The 16,320-nt window shown below is 64.2% G+C and carries 17 protein-coding genes; 3 read left to right on the top strand and 14 right to left on the bottom strand.

From position 1 onward, the window contains the following. Both NFV80_RS10330 and NFV80_RS10335 read left to right on the top strand, forming a co-directional pair. Window positions 1-888 (top strand): transposase (locus NFV80_RS10330; protein WP_366143429.1); only part of this gene is annotated, 888 nt, incomplete at its 5' end. 164 nt (window positions 889-1,052) lie between these two features. Further along, window positions 1,053-2,267: a Fic family protein gene (locus NFV80_RS10335; protein ID WP_295329115.1), complete on the top strand. Its 1,215-nt coding sequence runs from the start codon at window positions 1,053-1,055 to the stop codon at window positions 2,265-2,267. Window positions 2,268-2,420: 153 nt separating this feature from the next. Here the strand turns inward: NFV80_RS10335 and NFV80_RS10340 are convergent, their stop codons facing one another. The 10 genes from NFV80_RS10340 to NFV80_RS10385 form a co-directional block, all read right to left on the bottom strand. Continuing rightward, window positions 2,421-3,062 (bottom strand): glutathione S-transferase family protein, encoded by a 642-nt coding sequence (locus NFV80_RS10340; protein ID WP_295329117.1) that lies wholly within the window; start codon window positions 3,060-3,062, stop codon window positions 2,421-2,423. 91 nt (window positions 3,063-3,153) lie between these two features. Further along, window positions 3,154-4,890, bottom strand: a complete 1,737-nt coding sequence (locus tag NFV80_RS10345; RefSeq protein ID WP_295329141.1) for an ABC transporter transmembrane domain-containing protein — start codon at window positions 4,888-4,890, stop codon at window positions 3,154-3,156. A gap of 53 nt (window positions 4,891-4,943) precedes the next feature. Continuing rightward, complete coding sequence (locus NFV80_RS10350; protein WP_366143430.1) at window positions 4,944-5,342, bottom strand: MAPEG family protein; 399 nt, start codon at window positions 5,340-5,342, stop codon at window positions 4,944-4,946. Between the two features lie 100 nt (window positions 5,343-5,442). Further along, the gene (locus NFV80_RS10355) at window positions 5,443-6,225 is read right to left on the bottom strand and encodes a BPSS1780 family membrane protein (protein ID WP_295329119.1); all 783 of its coding nucleotides are present in this window, start codon (window positions 6,223-6,225) and stop codon (window positions 5,443-5,445) included. 142 nt (window positions 6,226-6,367) lie between these two features. Continuing rightward, the gene (locus NFV80_RS10360; protein WP_295329121.1) at window positions 6,368-7,099 is read right to left on the bottom strand and encodes a serine protease; all 732 of its coding nucleotides are present in this window, start codon (window positions 7,097-7,099) and stop codon (window positions 6,368-6,370) included. An 83-nt stretch (window positions 7,100-7,182) separates the two neighbouring features. After that, window positions 7,183-8,592, bottom strand: a complete 1,410-nt coding sequence (gene pssA, locus NFV80_RS10365) for a CDP-diacylglycerol--serine O-phosphatidyltransferase (RefSeq protein ID WP_295329123.1) — start codon at window positions 8,590-8,592, stop codon at window positions 7,183-7,185. A 76-nt stretch (window positions 8,593-8,668) separates the two neighbouring features. Next, on the bottom strand, window positions 8,669-8,854 hold the full coding sequence (locus NFV80_RS10370; RefSeq protein ID WP_295329125.1) for a DUF5668 domain-containing protein: 186 nt from the start codon (window positions 8,852-8,854) through the stop codon (window positions 8,669-8,671). A gap of 57 nt (window positions 8,855-8,911) precedes the next feature. Beyond that, window positions 8,912-10,354, bottom strand: a complete 1,443-nt coding sequence (locus NFV80_RS10375; protein ID WP_295329127.1) for a bifunctional 2-methylcitrate dehydratase/aconitate hydratase — start codon at window positions 10,352-10,354, stop codon at window positions 8,912-8,914. 40 nt (window positions 10,355-10,394) lie between these two features. Continuing rightward, a complete protein-coding gene (gene prpC / locus NFV80_RS10380; RefSeq protein WP_295329129.1) occupies window positions 10,395-11,546 on the bottom strand; it encodes a 2-methylcitrate synthase in 1,152 nt (383 codons plus the stop codon). Between the two features lie 234 nt (window positions 11,547-11,780). Continuing rightward, window positions 11,781-12,269: a septal ring lytic transglycosylase RlpA family protein gene (locus NFV80_RS10385; protein ID WP_295329131.1), complete on the bottom strand. Its 489-nt coding sequence runs from the start codon at window positions 12,267-12,269 to the stop codon at window positions 11,781-11,783. Window positions 12,270-12,518: 249 nt separating this feature from the next. On the opposite strand from NFV80_RS10385, the gene NFV80_RS10390 reads away from it, so the two are divergent. Beyond that, complete coding sequence (locus tag NFV80_RS10390; protein WP_295329133.1) at window positions 12,519-13,037, top strand: hypothetical protein; 519 nt, start codon at window positions 12,519-12,521, stop codon at window positions 13,035-13,037. Window positions 13,038-13,058: 21 nt separating this feature from the next. Here NFV80_RS10390 and lipA read toward each other — a convergent pair whose 3' ends face one another. Genes lipA through NFV80_RS10410 form a run of 4 tightly spaced genes read right to left on the bottom strand, consistent with a single transcriptional unit; the run spans window position 13,059 to window position 16,167 of the window. Next, a complete protein-coding gene (lipA, locus tag NFV80_RS10395) occupies window positions 13,059-14,048 on the bottom strand; it encodes a lipoyl synthase (protein ID WP_295329135.1) in 990 nt (329 codons plus the stop codon). After that, window positions 14,045-14,695 carry a lipoyl(octanoyl) transferase LipB gene (lipB, locus tag NFV80_RS10400; protein WP_295329137.1) on the bottom strand — a complete coding sequence of 217 codons (651 nt, stop codon included), beginning with the start codon at window positions 14,693-14,695 and terminating at the stop codon, window positions 14,045-14,047. The genes lipA and lipB overlap by 4 nt, the downstream gene beginning before the upstream one ends. Window positions 14,696-14,712: 17 nt before the next feature. After that, window positions 14,713-14,982: a DUF493 domain-containing protein gene (locus NFV80_RS10405; protein WP_295329139.1), complete on the bottom strand. Its 270-nt coding sequence runs from the start codon at window positions 14,980-14,982 to the stop codon at window positions 14,713-14,715. 51 nt (window positions 14,983-15,033) lie between these two features. Next, window positions 15,034-16,167, bottom strand: coding sequence for a D-alanyl-D-alanine carboxypeptidase family protein (locus NFV80_RS10410; protein ID WP_295329145.1), 1,134 nt, complete (start codon window positions 16,165-16,167; stop codon window positions 15,034-15,036). Window positions 16,168-16,320: the final 153 nt, after the last annotated feature.

Below are 16,320 nucleotides of genomic sequence, written 5' to 3' on the forward strand. Positions count from 1 at the left end.
TTTTGCCTCCGGTCGGTTAGAATCACCGACATGGCAAGACCTCTTCGTATCGAGTTTGCTGGCGCTCTGTATCACGTTACCGCACGAGGTGACGGGCGGGAGGACATCTGTCTCTCGGATGCGGACCGCTGCCTCTTCCTGGAAGTGCTCGGCAAGGTTGCAGAGCGCTTCCATTGGACAATTCACGCCTACTGCCTGATGACCAATCATTACCACCTGCTCGTGGAAACGCCGGATGCGAACCTCTCCAAAGGGATGCGGCAGCTCAACGGCGTTTACACGCAGCGCTTCAACCAGGCGCATCAGCGTGTCGGGCATGTTTTTCAAGGGCGATACAAAGGCATTCTGGTCGAGAAGGAAGCCCATTTGCTGGAATTGGCGCGCTACGTCGTGCTCAATCCGGTGCGGGCGCGAATGGTGCGGACTCCTGACGAGTGGCCCTGGAGTAGTTATCGCGCAATGGTTGGCCACAAACCCAGGCCGGAGTGGTTGGAGACGCGCGGGATTCTGTCTGGATTTGGGGAGACCGAGCCCGAAGCCATCGAGCACTACCGTCGCTTCGTTGCCCAGGGCGAGGGGCAACCGTCCCCGTGGGCACATCTCAAGCATCAGGTTTTTCTTGGAACCGATGTCTTTGTCGATTCCTTGCGGTGCCAATTTCCAGCCATCAGTGACTTACGTGAGGTTCCACAGGCCAAGGCGCAGCCCGCGGCCAGACCACTCGCTCATTTTGCTCGTGAATACGCGGATCGGGACACGGCCATAGCCGCGGCCTACGCCAGCGGCGCTTATACGATGAAACAAATCGGCGACTACTTCGGCCTGCACTACTCCCGCATCAGCAAGATCGTCCGCCTCGCTGATGATGCGTGGAAATCACGGTTGTGACCTCGCCACTTGGTTGCTGCCGCTTGCTTGCCGGTAAGTGAACCGGCAAAGAATGCTTCAAGATTCGCGCAGTAACACCTTTTCGTGTTTCAATAACCAGCAGTAAAACAAATAGATAAAGACAGTTATCCCGCAGCGGGCAACAGGCGAAGCAACCGGCAACCATGGCTCACGCACCTATCGCTCGATACACCCAGGCCCACCAGTTCGAGCCTCTATTACCGCAGAGCGGACTGGAGGATTTGCGCCGGCGAAGCCGCGACGTTGTCGAACAATCCTACCGCCTGTCGAGTAGCGCCCATGGCGTCACCATCGCCAGCCTGCGCGAACTGCTCCGGGCCATGAACTCCTATTACTCCAACCGAATCGAGGGCCAGAGCACGCACCCGCGCAACATCGAGCGTGCCCTGCGGCGGGATTTTTCCGATAAGCCGGACGTCGCCAGAATGCAGCGACTGGCGCTCGCCCATATCGAAGCCGAGCGGGAGCTGGAATCGCGGGTCCAGGCTGGCGATGTACCGCTTACCGCCGCTTTTGTCCGGAAAGCTCATGCTGCCCTCTACGGACGCTTGGCCGAAAGCGACCGGGTGACCGCCAACAACCGCTTGATCGTCCCCGGCGGACTGCGCCACCAGCAGGTGGCTGTGGGCCGCCACGAACCACCGCCGCCTGAAGCGCTGCCTACCTTTCTCGAACGCTACGACCAGGTCTACGGTTGTCCTGTAACGTTGGACGATCTCTTCTTCACCGTCGCTGCAGCACACCAGCGCATGGCCTGGATACACCCCTTCCTCGATGGCAATGGTCGTGCCAGCCGCCTGCAGACTCACTGCGCCCTCTTCTGCCTGAGCGGCGGCCTGTGGTCTGTCAGCCGTGGTCTGGCGCGGCAGCGCGACGCCTACTATGCGCATCTGGACGCCGCCGACGGCCCCCGCCAAGGGGATCTCGACGGCCGCGGCAACCTCTCCGAAAAGATGTTGCGCGAGTGGTGCGCCTGGTTCATCGGCCTGTGCGAGGACCAGGTCAGTTTCATGGCTAGGATGCTCAATCTCGACAACATGAAGACCCGAATCCAGGCGCTGGTGATCTTTCGCGCCGCTCACGACAAGAAGATCCGCCACGAAGCCATCGTCCCGCTCTACCACCTCTTCCTTGCCGGCCCGACAAGTCGCGGCGAGTTCCAGCAGATGACGGGCCTCGGCGAACGCACCGCCCGTAGCCTGCTCTCGCGGCTTATCGAAACCGGACTCGTCGCCAGCGATGGGCACACTGCACCGGTGCGCTTCGCCTTTCCCCTCGACGCCTTGCAATTCATTTTGCCAGAGCTTTATCCGGAAGCGGCTACCAGCAGCGATTCGGCTGTTGAATCTGGTGGCTGACGGGCGGAACGCAGCTCTCTGTGTCAGCGGGACAAGCCATCGCCAAGGCCACAAGCCCGCTGGCCCTCTCCGCCATCAGCGTACTTGAAAGCAGGATCTTGCCTATGCGTCCCTGCGTTTCTTCCCGAAGGCCGCTTCCGCTTGCCTCATCGATCACTCATCGATCGGTACCGCCAGGAACGCCTCGCTCGCTTCGAGTCTGTCGGCCAGGCGCTCGAGTGCCGGATATTCGCCGGCTGGCCACTCGTCGGGCAGGACGTAGCGGATGAAGCCGACGCCGACGGCGGCGCTGATGTCGGCCTGCGTCAGGCGATCGCCGACCAGGAAGTCGCCGTCGAGCCGAGCATCGAGCATCGCCAACGCCTGCCGCATCTGGCCGCGCAAACGGCTGCTCCAGTCGGGCCAGCGCAATTCGGCCGGGCGCTTGTCCTCGTAGGCGATGGCCACTGCCTTTTCGGTGGCGATCATGGCCAGCGCCATCGCTTGCTGCACCTCGCGCCGCTCCGCGCCACTGCGTGGAGTCAGCGGCACGAGGCCGCGTGCGGCAGCGAGTTCGTCTAGGTAGTCGAGCAGATACGCGCTCTCGAAGAGCTTCTCGCCGTCCGGAAGAATCAGCATCGGCACCTTGAACAGGGGATTGAGCGGCCGCATCGCGTCCATGTGCCGGAAGACCGACAACGAGATATGTTCGTAAGGGATTCCGTACAGCTGCATGGTCACCGCCACGCGGCGCACGAAAGGGGAATCGAAAAGTCCGAGGAGCTGGTACTGCGCATCCTCCGTTGCCTTGCTCATTGCCTTTCTCCTGTCAAAGTGTCCGGGCTGGTTCCCGGCGTATTCCCATCCTGCAGCGATATCCCGAGCGTCTGCGCCGGCACCTCGTCGTTCAGTGGGCGAACTGCAACGCGGCGAGGCGGGCATACAGGCCGCCACGCTCGACCAGCGAGGCATGCGTGCCGACCTCGACCACCTGCCCGCGGTCCACGACGATGATCCGATCAGCGCTCTGTACGGTCGCCAGGCGATGCGCGATGACGATCGTCGTGCGGCCCGCCATGGCCGCGTGCAATGCCGCCTGCACCACGCGCTCGCTTTCGGCGTCGAGACTGCTGGTTGCTTCGTCGAGCAGCAACAACGGCGCGTTCTTGAGGATCGCGCGGGCGATGGCGATGCGCTGGCGCTGACCACCCGAGAGGCGGACACCGCGCTCACCGACCAAGGTAGCATAGCCATCGGGCAAGCGCTGCACGAATTCGTCGACGAATGCCGCGCGGGCAGCGCTACGGACTTCCGCATCGGCGGCGTCGGGTTTGCCGTAGCGGATGTTGTCGGCAATGCTGCCCGAGAAGATCACCGCCTCCTGCGGCACGACCGCGATGCGCGCGCGCAGTTCGGCCAGGCTCGGTTGCCGCAGGTCGACGCCGTCAATCCGGATGGCGCCGTCGCCGACGTCGTAGAAGCGCTGCAGCAACTGGAAGACGGTGGTCTTGCCGGCACCCGAGGGGCCGACCAGCGCCACCGTCCGGCCCGCCTCGATGGTGAAATCGAGTCCCCGCAGCACGGGCTGCGTCGGGCGCGACGGATAGGCGAAGCAGACCTCGCTGAATTCCACGCGCAGGCCGCCGGCCGGCACCTCCAGCGCGGTCGGCTGCGCCGGTTCGGCGATCGGCGAACGCGCTGCGAGCAACTCCATCAGGCGCTCGGTGGCACCCGCGGCGCGCAGCAGATCGCCCCACACCTCGGCGAGCACGGCCACACTGCCGGCAACCACCATCACGTAGAGCGCCGTCTGACTCAGTTGACCGGCGCTGATCTCGCCGGCGAGCACGGCCTGGACGCCGCCGTACATGCCGTAAAGCAGCGAAGCGAAAACGCCGATGATGACGAAAGCGGTAAGGAGCGAACGCGTACCGGTGCGGCGGATCGAAGTCGCGAACGCCTGCTCGTTTGCCGCAGCGAAGCGTGCGGTTTCGGCGGCCTCGCGGCCGTAGCTCTGGACCACCGGGATGGCATTGAGGATCTCGCCGGCAATGCCGCTGGTATCGGCGATACGGTCCTGGCTGGCGCGCGAGAGCCTGCGCACCCGGCGGCCGATGAACACCGCCGGCAGCACGACCAGCACGACGATCCCCGCCACTGTCAGCATCAGTCGCGGCGAGGTGGTGACCAGCATCGTCAGCCCGCCAAGCAGCAGCACCAGGTTGCGCAAGCCCATGCTGACGCTCGAACCGACGGCGCTGTGGATCACCGTCGTGTCGGCGGTCAGCCGCGACAGGATTTCCCCAGTCTTCAGCGTCTCGAAGAACTGCGGGCTCTGGCGCAACACGTGCGCGTAAACGGCCTGCCGCAGGTCCGTGGTCACCCGCTCGCCGATCCAGCTCACCATGTAGAAGCGGGCCGCGGTGGCCAGCCCGAGGACGACGGCGACGGCAAACAGAAGGAGAAAGTGGGCGCGGATCGCCGGCAGGCGGACGGCGACTTCGCCACCGGTCGAGGCGGCGAGGCCGCCGTCTACCAGCATCTTCACGGCGTAGGGCAAGGCCAGCGTCGCGCCGGCGGCGAGCAGCAGGAAGACGGCGGCGAGCACCACCTGTCCATGATAGCGTGCCAGGTAGGGCAACAGCGCGCGCAGCGGCTGCAGGCGGCGCGCCGAGGCTGGCTGCGGCAGATCGGCTTTCAGGCGAGTAGTCCGCGCACGACACCCCAGGCAGCACCCAGGGAAAGGATGGCGAACGCCAGCATCGAAACCAGGAAGCCGCCGCTGCGCGTCTTCGGGTCACGCGCGTAAGCCCACGCGTACCCTACCCTGCCAGCCAGCCACACCGCACCGAAAACCGTCGCCCACGGAATCGACAGGTAAGCGGCGAACAGCCACAGTACGGGCTGGAAAGCAACCGTGTTTTCGATCGTGTTCATGTGGATGCGATAGGCAATCTCGAACTGGGGATGACCACTGGTCGCCGGCGCCTGGATGCGGAAGCGGACGCGGCAGCGACCGACATAGGCCGCGCAGACGAAGAGCAGCAGACAATTGGCAAGGGTCACCAGCGCCGGTCCGGAGTAGGCATGCATCATGTAGATCCGTAGGAAAGTTCAGGGACAAGGACAGCAACGGAAGGTGCGGGTTCCGGAAGCGTCCGACGGAACGGGGGCCGGTGCCGGGCCCAGGACGCGTTCACTCAGCAAAGAAGAGGTCCCGGTACGCCGCATACAGCGAAGCGTAGAGCACCGGCAACCACACCAGCCAGCCAAGCAGCAACGGCAGGCTGGCAAGAATCGAGGCGCCGAGCACCAGCACTCCGTAGACCAGAAACGGCGGAAAGTTCCGCAGCGCGACGAGCAGGCTGATGCGGATCGCCTCGTAGGCGGAGATCTCCTGAAAAACCACCAGGGGTGGCGCCAGCCAGACCGCCATGGCGAGCGGCGCGAAGACGAGCACCGTCGCCAGAAAGAAGACGACCATCGTCCATACGGCGATGCCGCCCGCGTTGTCACGCCCTACCGTGGCCAGCGCGACGGCACCTGTGACGGTTCCCACGACGCCGATGACGACCGCCAGCACCACCAGCGCCACCAGGTACAGCAACCCGACCAGCAGCAGGGCGCCCGGCTGACGCGAGAATCCGGCGAACAGATGCTCGAACCGGATTCCCTCACCGTCCTCGATGGCCCGGCAGCCCACGCTGATGCCGCCGATGAACACCGGCAACAACAGGTTCACGGCGACATTGATGATCGGGATCATCCCGACGATCCACACCACGGCCATGAAGACGGCGGCAATACCGATCCAGGTCACCGGTGCCGTGACGAACATCGTCCAGCCGCGCAGCAACCAGTGGTATCCGCGTCCGGCGGGAACCAGTCGGCCCTCCGGAACGAAAGTTCCCTGGGCACTCCCGGTGTAGTCGTGCACCTGCGCCACCGGTACCTGGAACGGATTGTCTTCGCTGCTCATCGCGGCCCCTCCGCCGTCGCAAATAAGAAAAGACTTGTTGCAGGCGCCTCCCCGGCACGTTCAAGAAGCGAACGCATACTATAGCGCGCCGACGAGCTTTCCGCCCCGTGCGCGATCGCTAGCGAGCGGGAACGGGAAGACTTCAGTGCTCGCTCAGAGTCATCAGAATGTCGCCGTACCAAGCGCAATTCAGACCCAGCGCCTCGTCGAGCTTGTGGTCGCGACTGCCGACGTCCAACCGTGCCGAATGGATTCCCAGCAGCATCCAGGACAGATCGCCACGTGCCCGAGGATTTTCTGCGACGCGCATGACCACCGGCGCGCCGCTGGTGCCGCGATGCGTGCGTGCGTCGGTCAGGAAGTAGCCCTCGCCCTGGAAGCGCAGACCGAACGACGAGGCGAGCACTGCATGTCGTACGACCGGCATGTGATGGAGCGTGTCGTGGAAGCCGAGCGGAAAGCCCACCACCAGCAGCGAACTGCCGACTTCCACCCGGTCCTGGCGGCCGGGCAAATGCGCCGGGCCAAAGGCCCGATACAGCGTCGTTGCAGGCAAGGCGCCGCGCTCGATCTCGATCAGCGCCACATCGATGTCGCCCGCAGTATCCAGGCCCTGGCGCCAGAGGCTCTTCCCGCCGGCGTACAGCGGAATCGAAAATCCCGTTGACTCGGCGAGGTTGCCCGGATCCACGTGCAACTCGATTTCGATGCGGTCAGGGAAATGCTGGCTCGGCTTGTCGAGCAGCACGTGCCGGCTGGTCACCAGGAACAAACGGTCGCCGCGCGCGAAAAAAAAGCCGCTGGCGTTGGTCAGCAGGCGCTGCTGTTCGAAAGTCCAGATGCGCGTGGCGGTGAGCAGAAGGGTGTCGATCATCGGGTCGGCGAAAGATGGGGGCGCGTCGTCGTCCTGCCTGCTGCCGGTGAAATCCGGCCGCCGTGGGCAAGGTGCCGCGCCGGTCAGAGCACCTGATTCACCAGCCGATCGGCGCGGGTGCGCGCGAGGCGCCGGAGAAGGCGCCTGACCGGCGGAGGATAGCTGTCGACGTCTTCGAGTTGGCTGTGATGGGACAGGCGACGCGTCTGCGCCAGGACACGTTCCAGTTCCGCCTGATGCTGGGGCGCCAGCAGACTCTCCGGATCGTGGATCAAGAGCCCGTTTTCGAGGTCGAGCCGCCAGGCGCGCGGATTGAGGTTGCTGCCGGTAATCAGCGCATAATCGTCATCCACCAGCAGGCCCTTGAGATGGAAGCTGTGGCTATCCTGGCGCCAGAGATGAAGATGGAGCCGATGACGGTCGACGCTTTCCTGGTGCGCTCTGCAGAAGCGGCGCAGGTTGGCTTCGTAGAGGTAGGGCAGTGCGCCAATCGGCGTGAATGCCTCTTCGGGAGAAATGTAGAAATCGTTGGCCGTCTTGTCGCCGACGACGATCGTCACCGTGCAGCCCTGCCCGATCTTCCTGCCGATGGCCCGCTGGACGGCACCGGGCAGGTTGAAATACGGGGTGAACAGCACCAGGCGTCGCCGCGCGCGCGCAATGAGCTGCAGAATCACCGTATTGAGCTGGTTGTCGCGCCGCCCAAAACCGAGCAGTGGCGTGACGCCTACTTCACCACTGGCGATGACACCGGCGGGCACGGCATAGCGACCCTTGGCGAGAACCCTGCGCAAGCGGGCGATGGCACCGCGCAGCGAACGCGTTCGCGACCGCGCTTCGGTATCCAGAGGGCACACGGCAGCGTTCGCTCGCAGGACGTGAGTCATCAATCTGGCGACGCTGTCGGCAAGCGGTCGATTCTCGATCAGATGATAGCGGTCGAGACGATAGCGGTCGCCCCGGTGCAGGTAGACGTCGTTGATGCTGGCGCCGCTGTAGAGCAGTGCATCGTCGATCACGAAGCCCTTCAGGTGCATCACGCCCATCCACTCGCGAATCTGGACCGGCACTCCGTAGATCGGCACGCCCGAGCCGAGGCGCTGCGCCATCTCGACGTAGAGCGCGGCATTGCCGGAACTCGCGGCCTTGCCGATCAGTCCTCGCTGCGCGCGGTGCCAATCGACGAAGACCGCAATCTGCAGTTGCGGACACGCCGCCCGGGCAGCATACAGGGAGGCGAGCACCTCGCGGCCGCTGTCATCGTCCTGCAGGTAGAGGGCGGAGATCAGAATCCGCTTTCGCGCACCAGCGATCCGTTCGAGCAGCAGCGCGCGAAATTCGCGCGGCCCGGACAGCGTTTGTACCCTTTCGGCCACGACCGGAACGCACGGCAGCGCGGCAAGGCCGGTCACCAGGCGGCGCCGGCCACGCCAACGCTCGACGGCCGCGGCCAAGGCGGAGGTCAGCGGGAGGTGTGCCGGAGTCTGGTCCACGGCTGGCAACTACAGGCGACGCTGCGCGAATGCACGCAGCGCTGGCGTCAACCGGCAAGATCCTGCAGTGGCCACGCTACTCGCGCTTGCGGCGGTCATCGGTTCCCGGTGCCAGGAACATGCCGACGCCGAGAATGATCAGCAGGATTGGCCACCAGGTTCGCAGCAGGCGAGCGATGTCGACTTCGACCAGCCCGAGGTTGGCGGCCAGCGCCAGGCAGCCGACGACGATCAGAACGAGAGCGCCCAGATTGCCCCTCATCCGCCGACCTCCGGCCTCGACCACGATGCTCCCTTCGCCGGTGAATCGGGAGGGAATTCAGGGCACATACTGGTCGAGATAGTCGTGCACCGCCAGCGCCGAGAGCTGCTCCACGTCACGCGACGATTGCTCGATGCGCTCCTGCTGCTGTGGGGAAAATCTTCGCGCCAGATGGCGCCGGAATTTTTCGAGCAGAACCGGAATTCCCTCCGCACGCCGGCGGCAGTGCCCAAGCGGGTACTCCGAAATCAGTTCGGCAGTCCGACTGCCGTCCGTGAACACCACCTGCACGGCATTGGCAATCGAGCGCTTCGCCGGATCCAGATAATCCGCCGAAAACCGCGGCTCCTCACGGACCTCGATCTTTGCCCGCAGTGCGTCGATGCGCGGGTCCGCCGCGGCGGAGTCCTCGTAGTCCTCACCAGTGAGCTTGCCCGAAATCAGCGCGACGGCAACCATGTACTGCAGACAGTGGTCGCGATCTGCCGGGTTGTGCAGCGCCCCTTTCTTGTCGATGATGCGCAGCGCCGATTCATGCGTACGGATCAAGACCCTGGCAATCGAATCCAGCCGTCCAGCCACTTGCGGATGCAGCTCGACGGCACATTCGACCGCCGTCTGCGCATGAAACTCGGCAGGAAAGCTGATCTTGAACAGGATGTTCTCGATCACGTAGCTGCCATACGAACGTGGCAGGCAGAACGCCCGCCCGCCGAAAAGGACGTCGTAGAAGCCCCAGTTCGGCGCGCTCAACGCCGCCGGATAACCCATTTCGCCCCGGCACGAGAAGATTGCCAGCAGCACGCCGCGGGCGGTGGCGTCACCGGCCGCCCACGACTTGCGGGATCCGGTGTTCGGCGCATGCCGATAGGTGCGCAGCGGCTGGCCGTCGACAAAAGCCTGCGACACGGCGTTGACGATCTGCTCGCGCCCACCGCCCATCAACCATGTGCAGACCGCGGCCGTGGCCACCTTGACCAGAACCACGTGATCCAATCCAACGCGATTGAAACTGTTTTCGAGTGCCAGCACCCCCTGAATCTCGTAGGCCTTGATCATCGCTTCGAGTACCTGGCGCATCAGCAGTGGCGGCTGTCCGGCGGCGATCCGCGTTCGCGACAGCCAGTCGGCGGTGGCGAGGATACCCCCGAGGTTGTCGGACGGATGTCCCCACTCGGCCGCCAGCCAGGTGTCGTTGAAATCGAGCCAGCGAATCGTGGTGCCGATGTTGAAGGCGGCGTGCACCGGGTCGAGCCGATAGGCGGTGCCGGGAACCCTGGCGCCATCGGGCACCACGGTGCCGGGAACCAGCGGTCCGAGCAGCTTGACGCACGCCGGGTAGGCCAGCGCTTCGAGGCCGCAGCCGAGAGCGTCGATCAGGCAGTAACGCGCCGTCTCGAACGCCGCCCTGGACGACACCGGGTTGTCGAGGACGTAGTCGGCGATGTCGACCAGGACCTGGTCGGGAGCGGGACGATTGGCCGGAATGCGAGTTTTCATGGGGCTTTTCTGCGTGCGTCGAAGCCGTTCCCCTGACAGTTCACGTGCGATCCGCCAAAGGGACGAACTCCTGCGACTCCGGGCCGATGTAGTTCGCCGAGGGACGGATGATTCGTCCGTCGATGCGCTGCTCGATGACATGCGCCGCCCAGCCGCTGGTCCGTGCGATGACGAACAGGGGAGTGAACATCGACGTCGGAACGGCCAGCATGTGATACGCCACTCCCGAGAACCAGTCGACGTTTGGAAACATGCGCTTCTGCTCCCACATCACGTCCGCGATGCGGCTGGCGATCTCGAACAGCACCGTGTTGTCACCGTCGCTGCACAGTTGCCGGGCAACTGCCCGGATCACCTGGTCGCGCGGGTCGCCAATCGTGTACAGCGGATGTCCGAAGCCGATGATGATTTCCTTGTTTTCGAGACGACGACGGATGTCCTGCTCGGCGTGCTCGGCGTCGTTGTAGCGGCTCTGGATCTCGAAAGCGACCTCATTGGCACCCCCGTGCAGGCGTCCGCTCAACGCCCCGATGGCGCCGCTGATCGCCGCGTACATGTCGGCGCCAGTGCCGGTGATCGTCCTTGCCGTGAAAGTCGAGGCATTGAACTCGTGCTCGGCATAAAGGACCAGCGACTTGTCGAGGCAACGTGCCTGCAGCGCCGTCGGCGCCTTGCCGCGCAGCAGATGGAGGAAGTGTGCCGCGATCGAGTCGTCGTCGGTTTCGGTCTCGATGCGACGGCCGTTGTGCGACCAGTGGTACCAGTAGAGCAACATCGATCCGAACGAGGCAATCAGGCGGTGCGCAATCTCGCGCGCAGCGCCGGGGTTGTGATCCTGAGCCTCCGGCAGGATCGTGCCGAGGGCGGAACAGCCGCTGCGCAGCACGTCCATCGGATGCGCCGAAGCGGGGAGACTCTCGAGCATCGGCCGCAGCATCACCGGCAAGCCACGCAGGGTTTTCAGCTTTTTCTTGTACTGGTTGAGTTGGGTGACACTCGGCAGCCGCCCGTAGAGCAGCAGGTAGGCGACCTCCTCGAAAGTGGCGTGCTCGGCCAGCGCGATGATGTCGTACCCGCGGTAGTGCAGATCGTTGCCAGCCCGACCGACCGAACAGATCGCCGTGTCGCCGGCGACGACACCGGACAACGCGACGGATTTCTTTGCCCTGTGCAGTTCGCTTTGCTCCTTCATCCTCTCCCCCTCTGTCGTGCAGCGACTCGGCCATTTTCCGAGCGAACTCTCGCCGGCGGCGGCGACCAGCGCACCAACTGCCGGCGCGATAGCGGACGGACGCGAGTATTCCCGACTTCGGCGGGCAAGGTCAAGCTGCTCCGGCGGCAGCAGGAATTCCGGAACTGCAACGCTCGTCGGCGCGTGCGGCAAATCGGCACGCGAACCAGCGCGGCGCTGATCGGAGCGGCAAGCTCAGCGCCTTTCGTGATCGGAACCCTGCACATCGCTGGCATGCAGGTGCACCGGCGGCAAGAAGGCCAGTTTGCACGCCTGTTCGTGACCGATCAGATATTTCGGCAGCAGGGCGACGTCGACATCGGTCACACCGGCATCGATCATTCCGAGACGCACTGCCGCCTCGCGCGAGAGGTCGATGATCCGACGGCGGTGGCCCATGCGGTCGTTGATCCGGACCACCACGCAGCGCGCCGACAACACGCGGCGAACCGCCACCAACGAGCCGAGAGGGAAGCGATTGCTGGCGGCGGAAATCGTCTGATGATCGTAGCTTTCCCCCGAGGCCGTCCGATGGCCGCCGAAAGCCTTGCCATAAAAGCTGGCCCTGCCCGAAACCACCAGGGGTTGTTCCGACCATTCGCCGGACATCCCGAGAGTCGGCGAGGACTCGCTACAAGCGAGTCCCGAAACGACCGAGAGCAGCAGGGCAGCGAGAAACTTCACGGGAACCGCCCGCCGAACCAGAACGCGAGAAGCTGCGCGCTGGTCGACAGAGCGCTTACAATCTTCACTATCCGTACAACACTGCGCATGGCAAAGAGCTTTCCCCGGTGGCTATTCGGCAATGATCAATACTCGCTACTGCAAGCATATCCTGCCCGCCGTCGCGCGCACAAGCCGCTTGGCGATCGCTCCGGCGTCCCGCCGCTGCACGGCGACAGGCCAGGACGCGCCGGTCGCGAACCGACAGCGATGAACAGCCACCGCCTCCCCGACTGCCTGCGACGCCTGCTGCTGCGCAGCGTCTCGCACCGCTACTACTCGCTGGTGGTCACGGCGATCGCCTTCTGGTCGACGCTGACCTTCAGCTTTCCCTTCGTCATCGTCCTTGTTCCCGCCGTCCTGCTCTCGCCGCGGCGCTGGCGAGCGCTCGGCCTGCTCTGCGGTATCGCGAGCGGCCTCGGTGCGGCGGCACTGGTCGAGATATTCCGCTACCTTGGGTCGGCATTCGTCGTCGCGCGCTATCCCGAACTGATGCGGGCCGACGCCTGGCAGACGGCCAGCGAATGGTTGCAGCAATGGGGTCTGCTGGCGATGCTGATCATCGCCGGATCGCCGATCCCGCAAACCCCGGCGCTGCTGTTTTGTGCCCTGGCCAATGTGTCGACCTTTGGCATACTGATCGCGGTGGCGATCGGCAAGACCGTCAAGTACCTGTTCCTGACCTGGGCGACCGCCCGCTATCCGGCACGTTTCATACGCTACAACTGATCGCTGCCGGACCCGCTCGCGTCAGAGCACGCCCGCACTGTGCGCCTGCATGTCGGCCCAGTAGCTCGAGCGTACCATCGGCCCGCAGGCGGCGCCGGTGAAACCCATCGCCAGCGCCTGTTCCTCGAAGTGCTTGAAGGTCTCCGGATGGACGTAGCGGAGAACCGGCAGGTGGTGGCCCGAAGGTGCCAGATACTGCCCGATGGTGAGCATTTCGACATCGTGGGCGCGCAGATCGCGCATCACCTCAATGATTTCGTCGTCGGTTTCGCCGAGGCCGACCATCAGGCCGGATTTGGTCGGAATCTGCGGAAAGCGCGCCTTGAAACCTTTCAGGAAAGACAGCGAATGCCCATAGTCCGCGCCGGGGCGCGCCTGCCGATAGAGGCGCGGCACTGTCTCCAGGTTGTGATTGAGCACGTCCGGCAACGAGCGCCCGAGAAGATCGAGCGCCAGTTCCATGCGCCCCCGGAAATCGGGAACCAGCGTTTCGATCGTCGTCTCCGGCGAACGCTGGCGCACGGCGGCAATCACTTCGACGAAGTGTTGCGCCCCCCCGTCACGCAGATCGTCGCGGTCAACGCTGGTGATCACCACATACCGCAGTTTGAGCCGCGCGACACTGTCGGCGAGATGCGCCGGCTCGTCGGCATCGGGCGGCAGCGGCTTGCCGTGGCCGACGTCGCAGAACGGGCAGCGACGCGTGCAGATGTCTCCGAGAATCATGAAGGTCGCGGTGCCGCGTCCAAAACATTCTCCGATGTTCGGGCAGGCGGCCTCCTCACAGACCGTATGCAGTTTCTGTTCGCGCAGCATCCGCTTGATCTCGCCGAAGCGTCCGGCATCGTTGCCGGCTTTGACGCGAATCCATTCGGGCTTGCGCTGGGGAGCCTGCGGGACGATACGGATCGGAATCCGGGCCGTCTTGCGTTCCCCCTTTTCCTTGACTCCGGCGATTTTCGTCGTGCTTGCCGCCTCCGGCGCACTGGTTCCTTCTCTCTGACTGCTCATTCGCTTCGCTCCACTTGTGCCGCGAGGTGTCGGGCGAGTGCCGTCGCGGCTTGCGCCGGTGTCAGTGATATCCCGAGGTCGCTGGTCTGCGTCACCGCCAGCCCGGCGTAGCCACAGGGGTTGATCGCCAGGAACGGCGACAGATCCATCGCCACATTCAAGCTGACGCCGTGATAGCAACAGCCCCGGCGCACGCGCAAACCGAGCGCCGCGACCTTGGCCGCTCCCACATACACCCCCGGCGCACCGGCACGCCGCTCGGCGGCGACGCCCTGCTCGGCGAGCAGGTCGATCACCGCCTGCTCGATCGCCGCGACCAGTTCGCGGACTTTCATCCTTCGCCGGTTCAGGTCGAGCAGCAAGTAGATGACGACCTGTCCCGGACCGTGATAGGTGATCTGCCCTCCCCGGTCGGTTCGCACCAGCGGGATTCCGAGATCGGCGAGCAGATGCTCGGGCTTGCCGGCCTGGCCAAGGGTGAACACTGGCGTGTGTTCGCAGCACCACAGTTCGTCGGCGGTCTCGTCGCCGCGTGCGGTAGTGAAGTCGAACATCGCCTGCCAGGTCTGCCGATAGTCGGTCCGGCCCAGCGAACGAACCGCCAGCGGCAAGAAAGAAGCACGCCCTGCCACCGCGACGGCGACCATGGCTTTCTCGCCAAGGATCACAAGACGATCTTGACCAGCGGATGACTGCTCAGTTCCCGATAGAGCGCGTCGAGCTGTTCCCTGCTGGTGGCGTTGATCGTACACGTGAGGCTCAGATACTTGCCGGCCGACGAGAAGCGCTGCTCGATCGTCGCCGTGTCGAAATCGGGCACGTGCACCCGCACGATTTCGAGGACCGCCTGCACCAGGGCAGCATCGGCCAGACCCATGACCTTGAGGGGAAAGGCGCAGGGAAAGTCGAACAGATCGTCATCCGGCTCAGGCATCGCCATTTCCCGCCACCTCCCCGAGGACACAAGGCCGGGGCGCGCCTGCGGCTACTTGAACCACAGGCGGATGCTGTCGATCGTCCGGCCAGCGATTCCGGCCAGCGGCACGGCCTCGAGCGCGAGCACCGGGTAATCGCCGTAAGGCTTGTCATCCATGCTGACCTTCAAGGTGCCGAGCACCTGCCCTTCGCTGATCGGCGCCATCAGCGGCTGCTGCGAAACGAGTTCGGTCTTGATCTTTGGTCCGAAACCCTTGGGGACGGCGATGACCAGGTCCTTCGTGAAACCGAGCTTGACGGTTCCCTCCTTGCCTTTCCAGACCTTCAGGCTGGCCACTGCCTCGTTTTTCCCGTAAAGCTGCACCGCATCGTAAAACTGGAAGCCATAGTTGAGCAGCTTGAGCGATTCCTGCGCGCGCGTCCGGTCCGACGCCGCGCCCAGCACGACCGATACCAGGCGGCGGGGGCCACGTTTCGCCGACGACACCAGGCAATAGCCCGCTGCCTCGGTATGTCCGGTCTTCAGGCCGTCGACGGTCGGATCGAGGTAGAGCAGACGATTGCGATTCGGCTGCGTGATATTGTTGTAGCGGAACTCCTTCATCGAGTAATACTTGGCGTATTCCTCCGGAAAGTCACGAATCAGTGCGTCGGCAAGGATCGCCAGATCGCGCGCCGTCGTGTAGTGCTGAGGATCGGGCAAGCCACTGGCGTTACGGAAACTCGAATTCTTCATGCCCAGTCGCTGCGCCTCACGATTCATCATCTGGGCGAAGTTTTCCTCGTCGCCGGCTATCGCCTCGGCAAGCGCCACGCAGGCATCGTTGCCCGACTGGACGATCATGCCTTTCAGCAAATCCTCGACCTTCACCTCGGTACCGACCTGAATGAACATTCGCGAACCACCGGTCTTCCAGGCTTTCTGCGAAACGGGCACGGTCTGGTCGAGCTTGATCGTGCCTTGGCGAATCGCGGCAAAGCTCAGATAGGCAGTCATCAGCTTGGTCAGCGAAGCCGGCTCGAGGCGTTCGTCGGGCAAATGCGAGGCGAGGTCCTGGCCCGACGCGGTTTCCACGAGCAGCCACGACTTCGCCGCCAGGACCGGCGGTGTCGGTAGCTGCTCGGCGCGCACCAGGCAAGAGAGACAGGACAGAACGACGAGGAGTGAGCGAAACTTGAGCATGTGGAAGATGGCGGCAAAGATTCGATTATAACAAGCCGGCACAATCTCGCCGGTGTGCGCTTGGTCCGCAAGCCGGGTCGCTACTGGCCACACCCCTTGGCTAGCAGCCTGTCGGACTTTCGGCTTGCTGCCGACCGGATATGCTATAACCAT

The sequence above is a fragment of the Accumulibacter sp. genome (assembly GCF_023806565.1).
Taxonomy (GTDB): Bacteria; Pseudomonadota; Gammaproteobacteria; order Burkholderiales; family Rhodocyclaceae; genus Accumulibacter.